Genomic DNA, 19,779 nt, shown 5'->3' with positions numbered 1-19,779 from the left:
CGGTGAAACGGAATGGTCCGCCGTATCCTGCCCGCACACGGGAAGGAGCCGTCCATGAGCGCCGACGCGATCATGCACACCGAGTTCCCCAAGGGGTACGTGGTGCTGTTCGGAGCTGACGGAAAAGTGATCACGACCCCGCAGAGCGAAGAGCACTCCAGCACCATCAGGTCGATGCAGATCGACTCTCTCGCACTCGGTCGTCACGCGAAGGTCACCTCGAACGTCTACATCGACTTCCCCGCCGACGAGAACTCCGCTCCCGATCTCGCGATCCTTCGCGCGGACGCCCGCCGCGAAGGCAAGCGCTACAGCTTCGAAGACGTCCTGCTGATCTCCGAGGTCGTCTCGACCTCCTCCGCTCGCAAGGACTACGACGACTGCACCGCGAAGTACGGCCGCTACGGCATCCCGATCTACCTGGTGGTGGACCCCTACGCTCAGGAAGTCGTCCTCCACACCCAGCCGACCGGCACCGGTTACATCGCGGCGCACACCCACAAGTACGGCACCGGCAAGCTCCCCATCCCGCTGGCCGACGGCCGCACCTTCACGCTCGACCTCGACGAACTCCCGCGTCCGGAGCCCGAGGCCGACGCCCGCTGATTCCGGCCGCGACGGGGCGGGTACCGTGCCACCGTAAGGACCGCTGCGGACAGGTGGGATGGGTTGCATGCGGATGAGGTTCGAGCCCGAGGCCGAGGAGGAGTTCGAGGCGGCGCGTGGGCTGCTGGTCGATCGCCTGGCCCGGTGGGCCGGGGAACAAGGGCAGCCGGTGGACGGGTTCACGGCCGAGGCGATTCTGGACTACCGGCACGGAGCGACCGCCGACGGCCGACTGGGGCTGTGGGAGCCGCGCCACGTGGAGGAGCTCCTGCTCACTTGGCTGCCCCAGAACGTCACTGAACTCCCCGGGGAGGAACGCTCCGACGCCCCGGGCACACTGCGCACGCTGCTGCGCTATCTGCACGCGGCGCAGTTGGCGGACCCGCGAGGCCCCGTACTCCAGGATTCCCTTGCCACGGTCGGCGAATTCGCGGAGCGGCACCCGGTGGCGATGGCGGACCGCACCCGCTGGGGTCCCGCGAAGTTCTGGGCGATGACGGCCGCCGAGCACGGCGTGGACGTCCGGGACGGGGCGGCGCTGCAGCGCTTCGCGGACCGGGCGCGGCGCGGAGCGGTCGCCTATGACGAGCAGGCCCTCGACGCGATCATGGAACGGCGGCTGACCGGCCGCGCGCTGTCCGGCTCGGCCCGCGCCGAGCCGCAGCTACCCGTCGCGCTGCCCGAGGACGACGAACTGCGCCGGAGGGCAGAGGCGTCGAAGACGGTGGCGCAGTTGCGCGGACTCACCGAGTGGGCGGGACGGGACGGCCGCCCTGTGACGGCGACGGGCCGGCTGCGGATGGCCGATGCCCGAGACCTGGTGGACGTACTCGGCACCGGGGACAAGACCGACGGGGTGCGCTCATCGGCCGACCTGCCGCGGCTGGGACTGCTGGTGGAGTGGGCGAAGAAGGCGCGGCTGGTCCGGGTGGCCAAAGGGCGTCTGTACGCGGTGGCCAAGGCCCGGCCGGTACTGTCCGACCCGCTTCAGCTGTGGCTGCGCGCCTTCGACGCGTGCTTCGAACTGAGACAGCCCCTCCTCGGGGCGCGTAGCGGCTGGCAGGTCGAGTCGATGCTCTTCGACGTCTATGAGGACGTCCTGCCGGATGTGCTGAACACGCTCTACAGCCTGCCGTACCCGATGCCCTGGCCGCGGCTGCGCGACACGGTGCACCTGGCCTATCGGACCTCCTTCCAGCTCGACGGAGGGTCGGACCTCCAGCACGGGATGTGGTTGGAGCACGCCGACCGGGACCTGCGCAGGGTGCTCGACCTGCTGGACGACCTGGGCGCGATCGAGCGTGACCGGGGAATGGCCGACCCGGTGTTCCTCGATGTCGACCTCGCCGACGCCGGACCTGAGCTGACCGCCGGCATGCCGCCGGAGCTCGCGGAACTGCTGGGCGCCGCAGGGGCGACACCGGACCCGATGGCGCGGGAGCGGGCCGACCGGCGGCGGGAAGAGCTGACCGCAGGGCCGGTCGAACTCATCCGTCTCACCGAGCTCGGCACCCGGGCTGTGCGGCAGCGACTGCTGGCCGTCGGCAGGGACGCACCGCTGATCGGTGAACTGGCCCAGGCGTCGGCGACCGGCCTGCTGGGCGTGCTGGCCGAGGAGTACCCGCCGGATGCCGCCCGGGTGGAATTGGCCGGCTGGATCGCGGCCCGCGGCGAGCGAGAGGCGGCACTGCGGCAACTGACCGCCGCGGTAAGAGTCATGGCTTTCCGCACGCGCGCACAGGCGATGCTCGGCGTGCTGCTCACCGCGCTGCCGGACGGCGAGGGCGAGCAGCTGTTGCGCGTGCTGCGCCGCGATCCCCAGCTCGCGCCGCTGGCACTGAACACGTTGGCGCAGCATGAGCTGCTGTCTCCGGCGGACATGACCGATGCCGAGCATCTGCTGGTGCTGGCCGAGAACCTGCTCCAGCTCGTGGAGCTGGCGGGCGGATCGGGCGGCGCCGAGGAGACGCTGCGCGCCCAGGGCCCGGAGGTCAGGGACGCGATCGCCGCCGCGTCGGACTCCGCGCACCCTGACCGGGCCGGTCTGGAAGAGCTGAGCCGGCTGGCTGCCCGGACACTACGCGTTCCCGCCGCCCGTCCCGGCCGCGCCCACAAGCGGGCGCGCCCCGCCGGCAGAAGCGGCCGCAAGCGGCGCCGCTGACCGGCGGCGGCATCGGACAGGGGCCGCCGGTGCCGAGGAGACCGGCACCGGCGAGGAGCTGGGCAGCGGGTGGCTCCCGGCACCGTACGTCCTTGACTGGGTATGCCGCCTGGCGTTCAGGACGCGAGGCCGCGAAGGCGGTTGACTGCCTCGTGGAGGACGCCGTCCTTCTTGCAGAAGGTGAAGCGGACCTGGGTGCGGCCGGTGTCGGGGTCGTCGTAGAAGACGGAGTTGGGGATGGCGACGACGCCGCAGCGTTCGGGGAGGGTGCGACAGAAGGCGTGGGCGTCCTTCTCGCCGAAGGGGGTGATGTCGGTGGTGATGAAGTAGGTGCCCTCCGGCTGGTAGACCTCGAAGCCGGCCGCCCGCAGGCCGTCGCCGAGCAGGTCGCGCTTGCGCTGCAGGTCGGCACGGAAGCCGTCGAAGTACGAATCGGGGAGGTGGAGAGCTTCGGCGACGGCGTACTGGAAGGGGCCCGCGCTGACATACGTCAGGTACTGCTTTGCGGTCCGGACCGCGGAGACGAGCGGGCCGTCCGCCATGACCCAGCCAACCTTCCATCCGGTGAAGGAGAAGGTCTTGCCGGCGGAGGAGATGGAGACGGTGCGCTCGCGCATGCCGGGGAAGCCCGCCAGGGGGAGGTGGGAGCCCTCGAAGACCAGGTGCTCGTACACCTCGTCGGTGACGACCAGCAGATCGCGCTCGACGGCCAACTCGGCGATCGCGGCGAGCTCGCCGGAGGTGAGGACGGTGCCGGTCGGGTTGTGCGGGGTGTTCAGCAGGAGCAGCCGGGTGCGCGGGGTGACGGCGGCGCGCAGTTCGTCCAGGTCGAGGACGAAGGCCCCGCCGTGCGGGCGCAGGGTGACGGGGACGCGGGTGGCGCCGGCCATCGCGATGCAGGCCGCGTAGGAGTCGTAGAACGGCTCCAGGGCGATGACCTCGTCGCCCGGCTCCAGGAGGGCGAGCAGGGAGGCGGCGATGGCCTCGGTGGCGCCCGCGGTGACCAGGACCTCGGTCTCGGGGTCGTAGCCGAGGCCGTAGAAGCGCTGCTGGTGCGAGGCGATCGCGGTGCGCAGCTCCGGGACGCCGGGACCGGGCGGGTACTGGTTGCCGAGGCCGGTGAGGACCGCGCGGGAGGCCGCCTCGGCGATCTGCGCCGGACCGTCGGTGTCGGGGAAACCCTGGCCCAGGTTGATCGACCCGGTGCGTGCCGCCAGCGCCGACATCTCAGCGAAGATCGTCGTGCCGAAGGCCGCCAGCCGGCGGTTGAGGAAGGGGCGGTCGCTGCCCGCGGGTGCGCTCATGGGCGCCATCCTGCGTGCAACCTCTGGACTTGCTCAAGTGTGCTTTGGGCCGCGCGGGCCGGGGGCATCCCCCCTTCACGCGGGACGCGGGGATCCCGCTCCCCGGAGGACCGGGGCGTGAGAGAGGGGCGGACATGGAGTTCGTCGCGATAGCGGTGGTGATCGGGGTGCTGTTCGTGCTCCTCGTCAGGGGGGTCGCGCGCAAGCCGGCGGGACGCGGCTCGCGGACGTACCGGACGAGCCGCGGCCAGAGCAGCTCGTGGGTGGGCGACTCGGGCTCGTCCGGCTGCGGGTCGTCCTCGTCGTGCGGGTCGTCGTCCTCGTGCGGAGGCGGGGGCGGCGGAGGGGGCGGGGGGTGCGGCAGCAGTTGACGGGGCAAACGGCGCCGTCCTGACGTGGGCGTCCGAGGCCCGTTTCCCCCGGGCGCCCCGTGCGTTGTCCGTGCAGCGCGACGCGCGGGACGCAACCTGTTGAACACGTGAACTGCGAAGCCCCCGGGGGGATGTAAACCCCGTCAAGTTGGGTAAAAACGCTGTGAGTGCCGTGCCTTTCATGATTCCCTCGGTTGAGTAGACCAGTCCTCGGACCTCCCTGGACTTCCTGTGGACCCGTGCCGGTGTCCCCCCACCCGTGCTTGCTACCGCTGGCGGGCCCCGGCCCCTCTCCCTCGCGCGTTTGCGGAGCCGACTCATGCTCACGACCCTCCAGACCTCCTACACCGACACGCGTGCCGCCGATCTCGCCTGGGCCCTGGGTCGGGACCGGCTGCCCGCCCTGGCCGTACTGAACCTCGAGCTTTCTGGTGCGAAGGTCGAGTTGCGCCTGCTCGGGGCCTCCCATCAGGTTCTGCTGGAGGAGCGGGACGTGCTCTGTTCGGAGACGGTCGCCTGCATGCCCGGCAGCAGTACGCCGCTGCCGCTCGGCGTGGCGAAGCGGGTGGGCGACTGCGAGTACGAGTTCGCCGCACGGGTCGAGACCCTGTCCCGGGGATCGTTCGCGGGGCGGGCGCAGGAGCTGCTCGCCCTGGTGGCCGATCACCCAAACGGGCTCGCGGGGACGTTTCCGGGAAGTCCGCACGCCTTCACCGCCATGCTCGCCCAGCGGTACGAGGGCCAGGTGCGGTGGCGCACCTGGCACGCCTACCCGCAGGAGGGGCAGTTGGTGGTCACCCGCACGCGGGTCGGGATCCGGATGGGAGCCGCGGCGCCGGCTCTGGAATCGCCGGCCCTGCTCTAGGCCATGCGGGGGAGGGCCGTTCGGGCGCGGCGGGTCCTGGCGGAGCCCCGTGGCGCGAGGCGCGCGGTGTGGTTACGCCAACCGGCCGAATCGGTGCGCCACTTGCACCCATGTGGGTGACCGGATGCGAGTGGGCGGTGACGTACGGTTCGCTGCATGATCGACCGTTCCGTCCCGCGCCGGGTCCTCCCGGCTCCGGAGCCGGGAGGCGCCGCGACCGTTCCGGTGGCGCTGCCCGTACGGCCCCGGACCGGCCGACTCCTGGTCCTGGCCACCGTGTTCGTCTGCGCCGCCTGCGGGCTGGTGTACGAGCTGGAGCTCCTCGCCCTGGGCACCTACCTCATCGGCGACTCCGTCACCCAGGCGTCGGTCGTCCTGTCCGTCATGGTCTTCGCCATGGGCGTCGGCTCGCTGCTCGCCAAGCGCCTGCGGCACCGGCCCGCCCTCGGCTTCGCCGTCATCGAGGCCGGCCTCGCCTGTCTCGGCGGCCTCTCCGCCATGGCGCTCTACGCGAGTTTCGCCTGGCTGGGGGAGTCCCGACCAGCGCTCGTCGCGTTCTCGTTCGCCATCGGGATGCTCATCGGCGCGGAGATCCCGCTGCTGATGGTCCTCATCCAGCGCATCCGCAGACAGGACGCGGGCGGCGCCGTCGCCGACCTGTTCGCCGCCGACTACGTGGGCGCCCTCGTCGGAGGCCTCGCCTTCCCGTTCCTGCTGCTGCCGATGCTCGGTCAGCTCACCGGCGCCATGGTCACCGGCACCGTCAACGCCGTCGTCGGCGGCGGGCTGGTCCTGTGGCTCTTCCGCCGTGACCTGAGCCGGCGGAGCCGCTGGCTGCTCGTCGCCGCGAACCTGACCGTCCTCGTCGTCCTGGCCTCCGCGACCGTCCTCGCCGACGACTTCGAGCGGTTCGCCCGGCGTGCCGTCTACGGATCCGAGGTGCGGGTCGCCGTCCGGACCGGCGTGCAGGAGCTGGTGCTCACCGGGCCCGCGACCGGCTCCCCGCGCTCCCTCGACCTGTACCTCGACGGACGGCTGCGGGTCAGCGGCTACGACGAGTACCGCTACCACGAGGCCCTGGTGCACCCCGCGATGACCGGCCCGCACGCCCGGGTGCTCGTCCTCGGCGGCGGCGACGGGCTCGCCGCCCGCGAGGTCCTCCGCTACCGGGATGTCGCCTCCGTCACCGTCGTCGAGGTCGACCCCGGCGTGGTCAGCCTCGCCCGCACCGACCCCATGCTGTCCGCGCTCAACGCCGGGGTGTACGCCGACCCGCGCCTGGTCGTCGTCAACGAGGACGCCTTCCGCTGGCTGCGCGGCCCCGCCGCGAACGACCGCTTCGACGTGATCGTCTCCGACCTGCCGGATCCCGGCATCGCCCCCAGCACGAAGCTGTACTCGCAGGAGTTCTACGGACTGGCCGCACGGGCGCTGGCCCCCGGAGGCCGGATGGCCGTGCACGCCGGACCGATGACCGCGCGCCCCCGTACGTACTGGACCGTCGACTCCACGCTCCGCGCGGCGGGCCTGCGTACCGCCCCGTACAGCGCCGGCGGCCGCCTCACGGGCTTCGCCGCCGGCCCCGACCGCAGCCCCTCCGGCGGGACCGGCGCGCCACCGCAGGACTGGGGCCTCGTCCTGGCCGCCCGCGACCAGCAGCCCCGGCTGCGCGTGGACGGCGAGACGCCCGCGCTGAGCTCGCTGACCACCGGTTCCCTCCAGGACGCGGCGCGCGACGCCGAACGCACCCGACTGAGCGGACTTCCGCCCTCGACGCTGCCGCATCCGCGGTATTCGTGACCCGGTGCGGTCCAGGCCGTAGGCTCGATCGCATGGAGCATCAGGTGTTCGTCCCGGTCCCGGCAGACGACCTCCGCGCCGTGCTGCGCGACCCCGCACGGGTGGCCCGGTGCGTGCCGGGACTCCAGCAGGACGCAGACACCGGCGTCGGCCCGCTGTCCGGCCGGCTCAAGGTCCGGGCCGGCGGGAGCACCGTGACCTATCGGGGGTCCGCGGCCGTCACCGAGCGGGACCCCGACCACTTCACCTTCGAGGGCGAGGGCACCGAGGTGCGGGGCAGCGGCACCGTGACGTTCTCCCTCGGCCTGCGTCTGACGCCGGCACCGGACGGGACCCGGCTGGACTTCTCCGCCCACGCCACCGCCGACGGGCGGGCCGCCTCCTTCGACCCCGCGGCTGCGGCCACCGCCCTGCGCAGGCTGTTCGACCGGGCCGCCGGCCAACTGGCCGCCGGGTCCGCGGTGAGCGGTCCCGTCGCCGATCCCGTTGCCGAGACCGAGGCCGAGGACGCCGATGGTGTGGAGGGACCCCAAGGCGACGTCACCGAGGTCAGCGCCACTGTCTTCGAGACCGAGGTGCCGCCCCCGTCCCTGGACCCTGCCGTGGACCCGTTCCTGGCCGGCGGGTTCGAGGACCTCGGAGCGGCCGGTGCCCCGCGGCCGCCGGCCGAGGCCGCCCACGCCCGCCGCACCATGATCGGCCGCAGTGCCGAGGAGGTGGACCACGCGCCCCCACGCGGCCGGTACGCTCCGGTTCCCGCCCCGGCCGCCACCGCGACCGGCGACAGCCTGCGCTGGATCGCCCCGGCTGCGGCGCTCGCACTCGCCTCCGCCGTCGTCATCGGCCGCGCCCTGCGTCGCCGCCGCTGACCCGCGGCCCCCGCCGCGGTGCGTGCGGTCTCGGGCTCTGCCGTCGGCGTCACGCCCTGGCCGGGACGCCCGGGTGCGGCGCGTACCCGGGCGTTTCCTGCGCCGTGGCGTGCACCCACCGGACACTGCGGCCCTGACCGGTGCACCTGCGGTGACGTGGCCGAGCACTACTAGGGTCGACTGCATGAGTACGCAACTGAGCGCCGGCGGCACCGAGGTGACTGTCGACCAGGAGAACGGCTGCCGGATCAGCAGCCTGCGCATCGACGGAACCGAGCTGCTGCGCCAGGGGCCCCGGTACGGAGCCTTCCCGATGGTGCCGTGGTGCGGCCGGATGAAGGACGGCCGGTTCCACAACGGTGCGACCGTGCACCAGATGCCCCTCGACCACCCGCCGCACGCCCTGCACGGCCTCGGCCGGGACGCGTCGTGGCGGCCGGCCGGCGCCACCGCCACCGAGGCCGCCTTCGTCTACGACCTCGCCGACCCGTGGCCGACGCCCGGCCGGGTCACCCAGGTCGTCACGCTGACCGAGGACTCACTGACCCTCACCATGGGCGTCGAGACGTACGGGGACTCCTTCCCCGCCCAGGCCGGCTGGCACCCCTGGTTCCTGCGCAGCCTCGGAGGTCAGGACGTCGAGATCTCCTTCGACCCCGCCTGGCAGGAGGAGCGCGGGGCCGACCACCTGCCCACCGGACAGCGCATCGACCGCCGGCCCGGTCCCTGGGACGACTGCTTCGGCATGCCCGACGGGGTCGACGTCACCCTCACCTGGCCCGGTGCGCTGGAACTACGCGTCACCAGCAGGTCCGAATGGGTGGTCGTCTACGACGAGCAGGCCGAAGCCGTCTGCGTCGAGCCCCAGTCCGGTCCGCCGAACGGGATCAACACCGCTCCGCGCCTGGTCACCCCCGTCGACCCGCTGGAGGTCTCCACGACCTGGACGTGGCGGCGCCTCGTCTAGCCCGCAACTAAGCTCGTCGCCATGAGTGACGTCAACGAAGTCATGCCGTCGGGCACGCGCGATGCGCTTCTGCAGCAGATCAAGGACAAGGCCGTCGTGCACGGCAAGGTGATCCTCTCCTCCGGCCGGGAGGCCGACTACTACATCGATCTCCGCCGGATCACCCTCGACGGCGAGGCGGCCCCGCTGGTCGGCCAGGTCATGCTCGACCTCACCGCCGAGCTCGACTACGACTGCGTCGGCGGCCTGACCCTCGGTGCCGACCCGGTCGCCACCTCGATGCTGCACGCCTCCGCCGCGCGCGGTCAGCGCCTGGACGCCTTCGTCGTCCGCAAGGCGCAGAAGGCGCACGGCATGCAGCGCCGCATCGAGGGCGCCGACGTGAAGGGCAGGCGCTGCCTGGTGGTCGAGGACACCTCGACCACCGGCGGTTCCCCGCTGACCGCCGTAGAGGCCGTCCGCGAGGCCGGCGGCGAGGTCGTCGCCGTCGCCACGATCGTCGACCGCGGCGCGGCCGACGCGATCGCCGAGGCGGGCCTGCCGTACCTCACCGGCTACCGCCTCGAGGACCTCGGCCTGTCCTGACCGGCCACCGCGACAACTGGCGCCAAGGGTCCCCCGACCTCTTGAGGTGGGTCTGACCTGGCTTTTCATCGCGTCCCGGGATGTTTCACGTGAAACATCCCGGGACGTTCCCGCCTGACGCGAGACCGGCGGGCTGGACCCTTGCGCGGAGTCTGGAAAGATAGGCGCGACGATGACGTCGCCCCCAGGTCAGGGCCCGCAATAAGCACACTTCCCGCACACCCAAGGAGCGGACAGATGCCCATCGCAACCCCCGAGGTCTACAACGAGATGCTCGACCGGGCGAAGGCAGGCAAGTTCGCCTACCCGGCCATCAACGTGACCTCGTCCCAGACCCTGCACGCCGCGCTGCGGGGCTTCGCGGAGGCCGAGAGCGACGGCATCATCCAGATCTCCACCGGTGGTGCGGAGTTCCTGGGTGGCCAGCACAACAAGGACATGGTCACCGGCGCGGTCGCCCTGGCCGAGTTCGCGCACATCGTCGCCGCCAAGTACGACATCACCGTCGCCCTGCACACCGACCACTGCCCCAAGGACAAGCTGGACGGCTACGTACGTCCGCTCCTGGACATCTCCGCCGAGCGCGTCGCCCGCGGTCAGAACCCGCTCTTCCAGTCGCACATGTGGGACGGCTCCGCCGAGACCCTGGCCGACAACCTGGCGATCGGCCAGGAGCTGCTCGCCAAGGCCGTCGCCGCGAAGATCATCCTTGAGGTCGAGATCACCCCGACCGGTGGCGAGGAGGACGGCGTCAGCCACGAGATCAACGACGAGCTGTACACCACCGTCGAGGACGCCATCCGTACCGCCGAGGCCCTGGGCCTGGGCGAGAAGGGCCGCTACCTGCTGGCCGCCTCCTTCGGCAACGTCCACGGCGTCTACAAGCCGGGCAACGTCGTGCTGCGCCCCGAGCTCCTGAAGGACCTCCAGGCCGGTGTCGCCGAGAAGTTCGGCAAGGCCTCGCCGTTCGACTTCGTCTTCCACGGCGGTTCGGGTTCCACGGCCGAGGAGATCGCCACCGCGCTGGAGAACGGCGTGGTGAAGATGAACCTGGACACCGACACCCAGTACGCCTTCACCCGCCCGGTCGTGGACCACATGTTCAGCAACTACGCGGGCGTTTTGAAGGTCGACGGCGAGGTCGGCACCAAGTCGAAGTACGACCCGCGCACCTGGGGCAAGGCCGCTGAGGCGGGCATGGCTGCGCGCGTCGTCGAGGCGTGCGCGGACCTGCGCTCTGCCGGCACCCGGATCAAGTAGTCCGCCGCCGCTGAGGCGGCAGCAGTCGCACCCCCAGGGCCCGGCCTCCGTCCCACGACGGAGGCCGGGCTTCGGGCTGCCCGCCCCTCTACTTCAGCTCGGCGTACGCCTCGGCGCTGCTGTCGTTCAGGAACTGCCAGCACCTCTCCGTCTCGCTCTTCTCGTCGATCGCGCCGGCGGCGCGAGCGAGGGCGGCGAGGCAGCGCAGGAACCCGCGATTGGCCTGGTGGTCCCAGGGGATGGGGCCGTGCCCCTTCCACCCGGCCCGGCGCAGCGCGTCCAGACCGCGGTGGTAGCCGGTGCGCGCGTACGCGTACGACTCGACCACCCGACCGGCCTCGAAGGCCTCGTCGGCGAGCATCGCCCAGGCGAGCGAGAACGTGGGGTCCTTCGCCACCACTTCGGCCGGCGACAGGGACCCCTCGCTGAGCAGGCGGTACGCCTCTTCGTTCTCCGGGAGGTACGTCGGCTCCGGGCCGCCGAGCAGGTTCTTGTGCATCGTCATGGAAGCAGTCTGCCACTCGGGGACCGGGGGACGATCGGAGAGCAGACCCCGTGCAACGGTGAGGACCGGACCCGGAAGCTCGGGGGGCAAGGCCCGGCAGGTCATCGACTTCGGGTCCACCCACGACGGCACGGGGCCGGGCGGCGAGTCCGTCGGGGCCTTCCGCAAGGACGCCAAGGCTTCATGCGTACGGTCTGACGGCCCCGGGCGTGCTCGCACGCACGGGCAAGCGGGCTGCACCCGCACACGCCTTGCACGAATCCTTTGAGTTGAGGAGCGAACGATCACATGCTGTTGCTGGAATTCGCGCTGCATTCCCTGATGGACCTGGCGCTGTGGATCGGTGGCAAGGGGCTCGACCGGGCCCGTTCCGCACGCCGCGTCGCCGCGTTTCGGCGCGGTGAGCCGGTCACCCTGCGCTGCCGGTACCGTACGGGCGCCAGGGCATCTGGGATGCAACCCGGGAAGATAACGCTGCTCCGCTCCGCAGCGGTCCTGGACGGGCCCGGTGCGAAGGCGCTGCGGCTGGCCGGACCGTCCGACGCGGCGATCGGTGGCGGCCGCGGCGGAACTGCGCTGACCTGCAACACCATCCAGGGGGAGAAGGCCGAACTGTTGGTTCTCACCTGGGATTCCACCATGGTCGGGATCATTGCGGAGTCGATCGACGCGGGGGCCTGAGCCCGCTGAGCGGACCTGGTGGGCCGACTTTCCCCCCACCGGATCCCGGAGAGATCGGCCAGGCGGGCCCGTGGCACAGACCTCGTCCGGGTCAGGAGATCCGGGCCGGCGGGGCCCACGCTGGACAAGAGGGCCACCTGGAGGACGATCAGGTGGTCGCCCCACGTCACCGGTGAAGCGTCGCCAGTGCTGCCGGCCCGCAGGGGCTCCGAAGAGGGCCGATCCGGCGCCCGGGGGGACGCGGTGGCGCGTGGCAAGGGCCGCCTCCGTGAACAGGGCGGCGGGGCCAGCCACAGGTGGCCGTGCGCCGCAGTGCTCGCCCGGCCGTGTTCCGTGCGGTCCCGCACCGAGCCCCCGGGTACGGCGGAGGGGCGGCACCGGGTCCGTCTCCCGGTCGGCCGAGGCTGCGACCGGGTGCCGCACGGCGGGCGGCGGGACGTGGCACGCGGACCGGGTATGTGGTCTGCGTCACTCTCCGCTGGAGCGCCGGCGCGCCGGGGTCCTATGATGCGGGCAGGGGACCGGGGCTCCACTCACCTCACGGAAGGAGCGGACCGCTACCCGGAAGCACGTGTCGAGGAGACAGCGATGTCGAACACCCTTGATGCCTCCGGAGTCGGCGGGGACACCCCGAACCTCGACTTCGACGGCACGACCCCGTACGAGGACTACGTCCAGGCGGACGTCCTCACCCACCTCCAGCACCTCCGCTCGGACGACCCGGGCGAGATGGTCTTCCTGGTCACGACCCAGGTCATGGAGCTGTGGTTCACGGTCATCGTCCACGAGTGGGAAACCGCCGCGAAGGCTCTGAGCGAGGACCGCATCCCGGTCGCAATGGATGCGCTGAAACGTTCCCTCCGTGAATTGGAGGCCCTCAACGCCTCCTGGCGCCCGCTCGCCCAGCTCACCCCGGCGCAGTTCAACGCCTACCGAGGCGCCCTCGGCGAAGGTTCCGGATTCCAGTCGGCGATGTACCGCCGGATGGAGTTCCTGCTCGGCGAGAAGTCCTCCTCCATGCTGGTCCCGCACCGCGGCGCGCCGCGTGTCCACGCGGAGCTGGAGAAGGCCCTCCAAGAGCCCAGCCTCTACGACGAGGTGTTGCGCCTGCTGGCCCGCCGCGGCCTGCCGGTACCGGAGTCGGTCCTCAACCGGGACCTCTCGCTGCGCTACGAGGCCTCGGCCGAGGTCGAGGCCGTCTGGACCGGCCTGTACGCCGCCCCGGAGCTGCACGCGGACCTCCACCGGCTCGGCGAGGTCCTCACCGATGTCGCCGAGCTCGTCTGGCGCTGGCGCAACGACCACCTGGTGGCCACCCGACGCGCGATGGGCGCGAAGACCGGAACGGGCGGCTCGGCCGGTGTGACCTGGCTGGAGAAGCGCGCGACGAAGAACGTCTTCCCGGAGCTCTGGACGGCGCGCAGCCATGTCTGACATCCGGTCCGACCTGCGGACCCGTGCGGCCGAGCTGGACGCCGCCGACGAGCTGGCCACACTGCGCGAGCGCTTCACCCTGCCCGACGGGGTCGTCTACCTCGACGGCAACTCGCTCGGGGCGCTGCCCGCCGGTGTGGCCGCGGCCACCGCCGACGTCGTCGCCCGGCAGTGGGGCGAACTGCTCATCCGCTCGTGGGACGAGAGCGGTTGGTGGACCGCGCCCGAGCGGATCGGTGACAAGATCGCCCCGCTGATCGGCGCCGCTCCCGGCCAGGTGGTCGTGGGTGACTCCACCAGCGTCAACCTCTTCAAGGCGCTGGTCGGCGGTGCCCGCCTCGCCGCCCCCGGCCGGACCAGGCTGCTGGTCGACTCGGCGACGTTCCCCACCGACGGCTACATCGCGCAGTCGGCGGCCCGGCTGACGGGCCTGACCGTCGTCCCGGTCGACCCCGCGCAGGCGGTGGAGGCGATCGACGCCGACACCGCCGTGGTTCTGCTCAACCACGTCGACTACCGCAGCGGTCGGCTCCACGACCTGCCGGCCCTCACGGCGGCGGCCCGCGCCGCCGGGGCGGTCGCGGTCTGGGACCTCTGCCACTCCGCGGGCGCCCTGCCCGTGGGCCTCGACGCGCACGGTGTCGACCTGGCGGTCGGGTGCACGTACAAGTACCTCAACGGCGGCCCCGGCGCCCCCGCGTACCTGTACATCGCAGCTCGCCACCAGGACGCCTTCGACTCCCCCCTCCCCGGCTGGAACGGCCACGCGGATCCGTTCGCGATGACCCCGGCCTACGAGGCGGCGCGGGGCGCGACCCGCGGCCGCGTCGGCACCCCGGACATCCTGTCCATGCTGGCGCTGGAGGCGGCGCTCGACGCCTGGGACGGAGTCGCCGTCGAGGCCGTGCGCGCCAAGTCCCTCGCCCTGACCGATTTCTTCCTCGCGTGTGTGGCGGCGTACGTCCCGCAGGGCCTGGTGGAGTCGGTCACCCCGGCCGAGCACGAGTGCCGCGGCAGCCAGGTCTCGCTGCGGACCGACAACGCCCGGAAGGTCATGGGGGAGCTCATCGCCCGGGGCGTCATCGGCGACTTCCGCGCACCCGACGTCCTGCGCTTCGGCTTCACACCGCTCTACGTCGGTTTCGCCGACGCCGAGCGTGCGGCGCGCACGCTGGGTCACATTTTCGGGTGAAGCGGTAGCGAAACGTCACATCGCAGGGCGGGCGGGGCCAATGCTCCGTCCGCCCGGCCGTATTCCGGTCCCAGCACGGAACAGGCTGTTCCAGACTGATACGGTCCCGCTCTGCCGGAACACCGGAACATCTGTCCCCGCTGTCCCACGCGTTACCGAGAGGTTGAGCCGATGACGGACCCCGCCGCCGTGGAACGGGACGCCGCCGAGGCCGCCTCGGCCTTTGCCCATCCGGCGGTCGCACCGGACGCGACGGCCGCGTACGGCGAACACCCCGACCACGTCGTCGACTTCTACGCCCCGCGCGGCGAGACCCCGGGCCCGGCCCCGCTGGTGGTGGTCCTGCACGGCGGGGCATGGCGGGCCCCCTACGACAGGCAGCACGTCACCCCCTTCGCCGACTTCCTGGCCCGAAGCGGTTTCGCCGTCGCCAACATCGAGTACCGGCGCGGAAGTTCCCTGCCCCACCAGGACGCCGAGGGGCCAGTGGCCGGGCGCTGGCCGGAGACGTTCGACGACGTCGCCGCCGCGATGGACGCCCTGCCGGGGCTCGTCGCCACCGCCCTGCCGCAGGCCGACGTCCGTCGCGTGGTCGTCACCGGTCACTCGGCGGGCGGCCACCTCGCGCTGTGGGCCGCGGCCCGGCACGTGCTCCCGCCCGGCTCGCCGTGGCGGCTGCCCGCCCCGCCGATGCTGCGCGGGGTGGTGGCGCTGGCGCCGATCGCGGACTTCGCGGTGGCGGAGGAACTGGGCGTGTGCGGCGGGGCGAGCGCGCAGCTGCTGGGCGGCGCGGACCACTGGCACGAGCGCATGCCGTCGGCCGACCCGGCGTCGCTGCTGCCGACGGGCATCGCCACGGCGGTGGTTCAGGGCCGCGACGACATCGTGGTCCCGCAGCAGGTGGCCGAGGCGTACGTGGTGGCGGCCGCGAAGGCCGGCGAGATGGTCGGGCTGACCCTGCTCGACGGGGTCGGCCACTTCCCGCTGATCGACCCGGCGGCGGACGCCTGCGCGGTGGTGGCGGAGGAGATCTCCCAGCTGGCCTGGTAGCGGCCCGGCTGCGTCGGGGCGTGCCGCGGCGGCCGGTCGGGGAGCGCCGGACGGCCGGAGCGTCGGGCCGGTCCGTGGGGCATAGGGGTCGGTTCAGGGTGGAAACGCGCCAACTCCCTTGGATCGCACATTTATTCGCCATCCAGGGGGTGAAGATCTGTGTACGCTGGAGCCCAGACCTGAGCACGTTCAAAAATGGGGGGATCGGTGCGCAGTCGCCGTCTCGTAGTTTCCGTTGCCGTCATCGCGGCCACCATCGGCTTTGCGCCGGGCATCGCCCAGGCCGCCGGGCCCGTCGCGCCCGGGCCCGTCGCGCCCGGGCCCGTCGCGCCCGGGATGGGTGCGCCGGCCGTCGACCTGGCCAAGGTCGCGGCGCCGGGCCTGAAGACCTTCAGCAGTCCCGCGGAGCGCTCCGTCCGCAAGGCTCTGCCCGGTGCCAAGAGCGGGGTCGCCGCCCAGCAGGCGGCCGGTAACCCTGACCTGGCCCTCGTCCTGAACGCCACGGCCACCACCGCGCACGCGTTCGACCTGGAGACCACCATCGTCAGCGCCGACTCCGCGCTGAAGGTCACCGTCGACTGGGGCGACGGGAGCGCCCCCGACGGCATGGACGCCCACGGCTCGACGCTGCTGAAGAACAGTCACACCTACGCGAAGCTCGGCCAGTACACCGTCAGGGTTGCCGTGACGGACCCGGCCAACCAGGCCGAGGTCGTCAACGAGTTCCAGATCATGACCGCCGGCTCGGACTTCGTCGCGCACACCCCGACCCGCCTGCTGGACACCCGCGACGGCACCGGCGCGGTCCGGGGCAAGGTCCCCGCGTACGGCTCGACCCGGGTGAAGGTCGGCGGCAACGGGACCATCCCGGAAGGCGTCACCGCCGTCGCCCTCAACGTGACCGTCACGAACACCACCAGCGGCGGACACGTCACGGCGTTCGCCGAGGGCACCGACCGGCCGACGACCTCGAACGTCAACTTCGAGGCGGGCCAGTCCGTTCCGAACCTGGTCATCGTGCCCGTCGGCAAGAACGGCTACGTGGAGCTCGCCAACCGCGGTTCGGCGTCCGTGGACCTGATCGCGGACGTGACCGGCTACTTCACGCACGCCGACGCGGCCGGCTACACGCCGATGGCGCCGGTCCGGTTCGTCGACACCCGTGAGGGCCTCGGCACCGCCCGGGGCCAGCTGCAGGGCCAGAAGACCTTCGGCACGAAGATCAGCGGCCTGCGCGGAGTGCCGGCAGGCATCACCGCCGTGGCGCTGAACGTGACCGTGACCAACCCGAGGGAGGCCGGGCACCTGTCCGTCTTCCCGGGCGGCGGGAGCGTCCCGATCACGTCCAACCTGAACTTCACCGCGGGCCAGACCGTCGCGAACGCCGTGATCGTGCCGGTCGGCCCCGACGGCACCATCGACGTCCGCAACGGCGCCTGGGCCGGTACGGACGTCGTCGTCGACGTCGTCGGCTACTACAGCACCCAGAGCAAGGCCGCCTACATGCCGATCACCTCGGTCCGGCTGCTCGACACCCGCGACCCCCGCTGGACGCACGGCCCGATGCAGGGCCGCGGCTACATCTGGCACCCGCTGTCCGTGGACGAGCCCGGCATCGCCGGGTTCGTGCTGAACACCACGGTCACCAACACCGCCGGTGCGGGCTTCCTGTCGGTCGCCCCCGACCCGAACACGCGGGAGCAGTACCGGCTGGGCCGCCAGGTCTTCCCGGACCGCCCCACCGCATCGACGCTGAACTGGACGGCCCGCCGGACCGTCCCGAACCTGGTCCAGGCAGCCGCCGGGAACAACGGCATCGTCGACTACTGGAACCAGGGCTGGGACAACACCGACCTGATCGTCGACATCTTCGGCTACTACGAGAGCAACTGACCCAGCACCGGGCGCCCCGGGCAGGACCTGCCCGGGGCGCTCAGTGTTCGGGCGGTCTCTCGCCGGGGGCCAGGTGCTCCACCAGCTCCGCCAGGTCCTCGCAGACCTGCTCGATCCGCAGCCGTATGGTGTTCTGCTCGGTGACGAGCGCGGCGAGCAGCAGTCCGGTCAGGGCGGCCGCCCCGTTGAGGGCCTGGAGGTTGACCATGAGCTCCAGCAGGCCGTAGTCGACGAACGGTCCGGCGCGGTCGTGCGCCGCCGAAATCGCCAGGACCGAGATCAGCAGGGTGCACGGCGCGCTCCCGGCGAACTGGAAGCGGACCGCCGCCCAGATCAGCAGCGGGAAGACGAGGAAGAGCACGGACAGGTGGCTGCGGGTGGCCACGAGCGTGACGATCACGGACGTGACCGCCAGGGCCGACACCTCGGCCAGCCGGTAGTCGTCCCGGGGCAGCCGGGCCCGGCGCAGGACCAGCAGCAGCGGGGTCAGGACGAGCACCCCCATCGCGTCCCCGACCCACCAGGCCGTCCACACCGGCCAGAACCCGTCCCGGGGCAGATCGCCGGTGAGCACCAGCGTCCAGGTGCCGGCCGTGGCGCTGATCAGCATCGGCAACAGGCCGCCCAGGAAGACGAGCGCCAGTGCGTCCCGGAGCCGGTCCATCGCCGTGCGGTAGCCCACCCGGCGCAACAGCAGGTACGCGCACACCGGCGCGAGCGTGTTCCCCGCGAGGATGCCGAGTTCACTGAGATCGAAATCGCTGATGCGTTCGATGGCGAAGTAGGTGCCCAGGGAGATCCCGGGCCAGACGCGCAGGCCCAGCCAGAGCAGCGCCGCCAGCGCGATGCCGGTGGGCAGCCACAGCGGTGTGACCTGGGCGCCGTCGACGACCACGCTCTGGCGCAGGCCGATCCGCCCGCCGGCGTAGTAGGCGACGGCGACGCCGAGGATCAGCAGGAGCAGTTCGGCCGGACGTCGCCATCCCTCGGTGCGCACCACGTCATCAGACAACAAGCCGGTGGGCCGGGCGGGGCGTGACACGCGCTCCGCGGGGTCACGGGGTCCGGTCAGGGGTCGGGGTCCGGGCACTGCCCCGGGGTGGATCCGGCCGCGTCGTGGCTCAGGACGAGGACCGCGGCGTCGTCCGCGTGGCCCGTCGAATCGGCCACCTTCATCACCTCGGTGGCCAGCTCGGCCGGGTCGCTGCCGGCCGCTTCCCGGACGACCTCGACCACCCGTTCCAGCCCCACTTCGAGCGGGAAGCGCGGGCCCTCGACCACGCCGTCGGTGAGCAGGACGATCGATCCCGCGTGCGTCAGCCGCCGCCGGGTCACCTCGTAGGCCGACCCGGCCACCAGGTTCAGCGGCAGCCCGCCGGTGTCCTCGGTGATGCCGTACCGGCCGTCGACCGTGGCCCAGACCGCGGGGATGTGACCGGCCCGGGAGCTCTCCAGCTCCCAGGTGTCCGGGTCGAAGCGGAGCAGGCTGCAGGTCGCGAAGAGATCGCGGTTCATCGAGAGCAGCACTTCGTTGGCCCGGCTCAGCACCTCACCGGGATCGACGACCACGGCCGCCACGGCCCGCAGACAGATTCTGACCTGGCCCATGAACGCGGCCGCGTCGACATCGTGCCCTTGGACGTCGCCGATGCAGAAGGCGAGCGCGCCCTCCGGCAGCCGGAAGCCGTCGTACCAGTCGCCGCCGATGTCCAGGCCGTTCCGGGCGGGCGAGTAACGGGCCGCGGTGCGCAGGCCCGGCACGCAGGGCAGCGCGGTGGGCAGCATCTCGCGTTGCAGCGCCTCGGCCAGTTCCACGCGGGCCTGCTGGAGCTCCACGCCCTGGCGTGCCTGTGCGGTCAGTTTTCCGAGCGTGCTCAACAGGTCGGCGCTGGCCACCCGAGGGGGACGGCGCCGGCTCATGGACAGCTCCGACGATGGCGCATCCGTCCCTGCTTCCGCCGCGGAAAGGACCCGCCCATCATATTTCCGCCCACCCGGAACCCGCCTTCCGGGGATCGCCGCGCCCGGGCCTGCCAGGGGTCGGATCCCCCTGGACGCCCGGAATCCACGGGCTTCGTGCGATCCGGAACCGGCCCGGATTAGCGCTCGTGTTCATAAGTGACCGTGTTCGATCATGGAAAGAGCGCAAGGGGATCGGTGCGCAATCGCCGACTCGTGGTCGTCGCTGCCCTGGTGGCGGCTTCCTGTCCGTGCCCCGGACCCGAACCACTGGTCC

Annotated in this window: 17 protein-coding genes; 13 read left to right on the top strand and 4 right to left on the bottom strand. The window is 72.0% G+C overall.

Annotated elements, in window-relative coordinates:
- Positions 1-54: 54 nt before the first annotated feature.
- Positions 55-606 carry a Uma2 family endonuclease gene (locus tag ACFW2G_RS02755; RefSeq protein WP_384445997.1) on the top strand — a complete coding sequence of 184 codons (552 nt, stop codon included), beginning with the start codon at positions 55-57 and terminating at the stop codon, positions 604-606.
- A gap of 67 nt (positions 607-673) precedes the next feature.
- Complete coding sequence (locus tag ACFW2G_RS02750; protein ID WP_384581261.1) at positions 674-2,767, top strand: hypothetical protein; 2,094 nt, start codon at positions 674-676, stop codon at positions 2,765-2,767.
- 116 nt (positions 2,768-2,883) lie between these two features.
- Here ACFW2G_RS02750 and ACFW2G_RS02745 read toward each other — a convergent pair whose 3' ends face one another.
- On the bottom strand, positions 2,884-4,080 hold the full coding sequence (locus ACFW2G_RS02745; protein WP_384445999.1) for a pyridoxal phosphate-dependent aminotransferase: 1,197 nt from the start codon (positions 4,078-4,080) through the stop codon (positions 2,884-2,886).
- Between the two features lie 681 nt (positions 4,081-4,761).
- Between ACFW2G_RS02745 and ACFW2G_RS02740 the strand changes: the two genes are divergently transcribed.
- From ACFW2G_RS02740 to fbaA, 6 genes are all read left to right on the top strand, one after another.
- Positions 4,762-5,307, top strand: coding sequence for a DUF2617 family protein (locus ACFW2G_RS02740; RefSeq protein WP_037920796.1), 546 nt, complete (start codon positions 4,762-4,764; stop codon positions 5,305-5,307).
- Positions 5,308-5,463: 156 nt separating this feature from the next.
- Positions 5,464-7,107, top strand: a complete 1,644-nt coding sequence (locus ACFW2G_RS02735; protein ID WP_384446000.1) for a polyamine aminopropyltransferase — start codon at positions 5,464-5,466, stop codon at positions 7,105-7,107.
- Positions 7,108-7,139: 32 nt separating this feature from the next.
- Positions 7,140-7,976, top strand: a complete 837-nt coding sequence (locus tag ACFW2G_RS02730; protein WP_384581259.1) for an SRPBCC family protein — start codon at positions 7,140-7,142, stop codon at positions 7,974-7,976.
- A 184-nt stretch (positions 7,977-8,160) separates the two neighbouring features.
- Positions 8,161-8,943: an aldose epimerase gene (locus ACFW2G_RS02725; RefSeq protein ID WP_037920800.1), complete on the top strand. Its 783-nt coding sequence runs from the start codon at positions 8,161-8,163 to the stop codon at positions 8,941-8,943.
- Positions 8,944-8,964: 21 nt separating this feature from the next.
- Complete coding sequence (gene pyrE, locus ACFW2G_RS02720; RefSeq protein ID WP_236647612.1) at positions 8,965-9,528, top strand: orotate phosphoribosyltransferase; 564 nt, start codon at positions 8,965-8,967, stop codon at positions 9,526-9,528.
- A gap of 237 nt (positions 9,529-9,765) precedes the next feature.
- A complete protein-coding gene (gene fbaA / locus ACFW2G_RS02715; protein WP_037920803.1) occupies positions 9,766-10,788 on the top strand; it encodes a class II fructose-bisphosphate aldolase in 1,023 nt (340 codons plus the stop codon).
- A gap of 88 nt (positions 10,789-10,876) precedes the next feature.
- Here fbaA and ACFW2G_RS02710 read toward each other — a convergent pair whose 3' ends face one another.
- The gene (locus ACFW2G_RS02710) at positions 10,877-11,293 is read right to left on the bottom strand and encodes a DUF3151 domain-containing protein (RefSeq protein WP_384446002.1); all 417 of its coding nucleotides are present in this window, start codon (positions 11,291-11,293) and stop codon (positions 10,877-10,879) included.
- Between the two features lie 288 nt (positions 11,294-11,581).
- On the opposite strand from ACFW2G_RS02710, the gene ACFW2G_RS02705 reads away from it, so the two are divergent.
- The 5 genes from ACFW2G_RS02705 to ACFW2G_RS02685 all read left to right on the top strand — a co-directional run bounded on the left by ACFW2G_RS02705 (position 11,582) and on the right by ACFW2G_RS02685 (position 17,543).
- The gene (locus ACFW2G_RS02705; protein ID WP_384446003.1) at positions 11,582-11,974 is read left to right on the top strand and encodes a hypothetical protein; all 393 of its coding nucleotides are present in this window, start codon (positions 11,582-11,584) and stop codon (positions 11,972-11,974) included.
- Positions 11,975-12,562: 588 nt separating this feature from the next.
- Complete coding sequence (locus tag ACFW2G_RS02700) at positions 12,563-13,408, top strand: tryptophan 2,3-dioxygenase family protein (protein ID WP_037920810.1); 846 nt, start codon at positions 12,563-12,565, stop codon at positions 13,406-13,408.
- Positions 13,401-14,600, top strand: a complete 1,200-nt coding sequence (kynU, locus tag ACFW2G_RS02695) for a kynureninase (protein ID WP_384446004.1) — start codon at positions 13,401-13,403, stop codon at positions 14,598-14,600. Before ACFW2G_RS02700 ends, kynU begins: the two co-directional genes overlap by 8 nt.
- A 171-nt stretch (positions 14,601-14,771) precedes the next feature.
- Positions 14,772-15,650 (top strand): alpha/beta hydrolase, encoded by an 879-nt coding sequence (locus ACFW2G_RS02690; RefSeq protein WP_384446005.1) that lies wholly within the window; start codon positions 14,772-14,774, stop codon positions 15,648-15,650.
- 207 nt (positions 15,651-15,857) lie between these two features.
- A complete protein-coding gene (locus tag ACFW2G_RS02685) occupies positions 15,858-17,543 on the top strand; it encodes a PKD domain-containing protein (RefSeq protein WP_384446006.1) in 1,686 nt (561 codons plus the stop codon).
- Between the two features lie 40 nt (positions 17,544-17,583).
- Here ACFW2G_RS02685 and ACFW2G_RS02680 read toward each other — a convergent pair whose 3' ends face one another.
- Together ACFW2G_RS02680 and ACFW2G_RS02675 are read right to left on the bottom strand one after the other, a co-directional pair.
- The gene (locus tag ACFW2G_RS02680; protein WP_037920818.1) at positions 17,584-18,543 is read right to left on the bottom strand and encodes an MASE1 domain-containing protein; all 960 of its coding nucleotides are present in this window, start codon (positions 18,541-18,543) and stop codon (positions 17,584-17,586) included.
- A 68-nt stretch (positions 18,544-18,611) separates the two neighbouring features.
- Complete coding sequence (locus ACFW2G_RS02675) at positions 18,612-19,463, bottom strand: PP2C family protein-serine/threonine phosphatase (protein ID WP_384446007.1); 852 nt, start codon at positions 19,461-19,463, stop codon at positions 18,612-18,614.
- Positions 19,464-19,779 lie beyond the last annotated feature (316 nt).

The sequence above is a fragment of the Streptomyces sp. NPDC058880 genome (assembly GCF_042742535.1).
Classification (GTDB): domain Bacteria; phylum Actinomycetota; class Actinomycetes; order Streptomycetales; family Streptomycetaceae; genus Streptomyces.
The sequence above is the reverse complement of the archived record's forward strand: the minus strand, read 5'-3'. Positions and strand labels throughout refer to the sequence as shown.

What these genes read in the sequence shown, in the direction of transcription:
- ACFW2G_RS02725 (WP_037920800.1), top strand. Translation starts at nt 8,161, where the DNA reads ATGAGTACGCAACTGAGCGCCGGCGGCACCGAGGTGACTGTCGACCAG.
- ACFW2G_RS02735 (WP_384446000.1), top strand. Translation starts at nt 5,464, where the DNA reads ATGATCGACCGTTCCGTCCCGCGCCGGGTCCTCCCGGCTCCGGAGCCG.
- ACFW2G_RS02750 (WP_384581261.1), top strand. Translation starts at nt 674, where the DNA reads ATGCGGATGAGGTTCGAGCCCGAGGCCGAGGAGGAGTTCGAGGCGGCG.
- ACFW2G_RS02705 (WP_384446003.1), top strand. Translation starts at nt 11,582, where the DNA reads ATGCTGTTGCTGGAATTCGCGCTGCATTCCCTGATGGACCTGGCGCTG.
- ACFW2G_RS02675 (WP_384446007.1), bottom strand. Translation starts at nt 19,463, where the DNA reads ATGAGCCGGCGCCGTCCCCCTCGGGTGGCCAGCGCCGACCTGTTGAGC.
- ACFW2G_RS02710 (WP_384446002.1), bottom strand. Translation starts at nt 11,293, where the DNA reads ATGACGATGCACAAGAACCTGCTCGGCGGCCCGGAGCCGACGTACCTC.
- ACFW2G_RS02730 (WP_384581259.1), top strand. Translation starts at nt 7,140, where the DNA reads ATGGAGCATCAGGTGTTCGTCCCGGTCCCGGCAGACGACCTCCGCGCC.
- pyrE (WP_236647612.1), top strand. Translation starts at nt 8,965, where the DNA reads ATGAGTGACGTCAACGAAGTCATGCCGTCGGGCACGCGCGATGCGCTT.
- ACFW2G_RS02690 (WP_384446005.1), top strand. Translation starts at nt 14,772, where the DNA reads ATGACGGACCCCGCCGCCGTGGAACGGGACGCCGCCGAGGCCGCCTCG.
- kynU (WP_384446004.1), top strand. Translation starts at nt 13,401, where the DNA reads ATGTCTGACATCCGGTCCGACCTGCGGACCCGTGCGGCCGAGCTGGAC.
- ACFW2G_RS02755 (WP_384445997.1), top strand. Translation starts at nt 55, where the DNA reads ATGAGCGCCGACGCGATCATGCACACCGAGTTCCCCAAGGGGTACGTG.
- ACFW2G_RS02745 (WP_384445999.1), bottom strand. Translation starts at nt 4,080, where the DNA reads ATGGCGCCCATGAGCGCACCCGCGGGCAGCGACCGCCCCTTCCTCAAC.
- ACFW2G_RS02700 (WP_037920810.1), top strand. Translation starts at nt 12,563, where the DNA reads ATGTCGAACACCCTTGATGCCTCCGGAGTCGGCGGGGACACCCCGAAC.
- fbaA (WP_037920803.1), top strand. Translation starts at nt 9,766, where the DNA reads ATGCCCATCGCAACCCCCGAGGTCTACAACGAGATGCTCGACCGGGCG.
- ACFW2G_RS02740 (WP_037920796.1), top strand. Translation starts at nt 4,762, where the DNA reads ATGCTCACGACCCTCCAGACCTCCTACACCGACACGCGTGCCGCCGAT.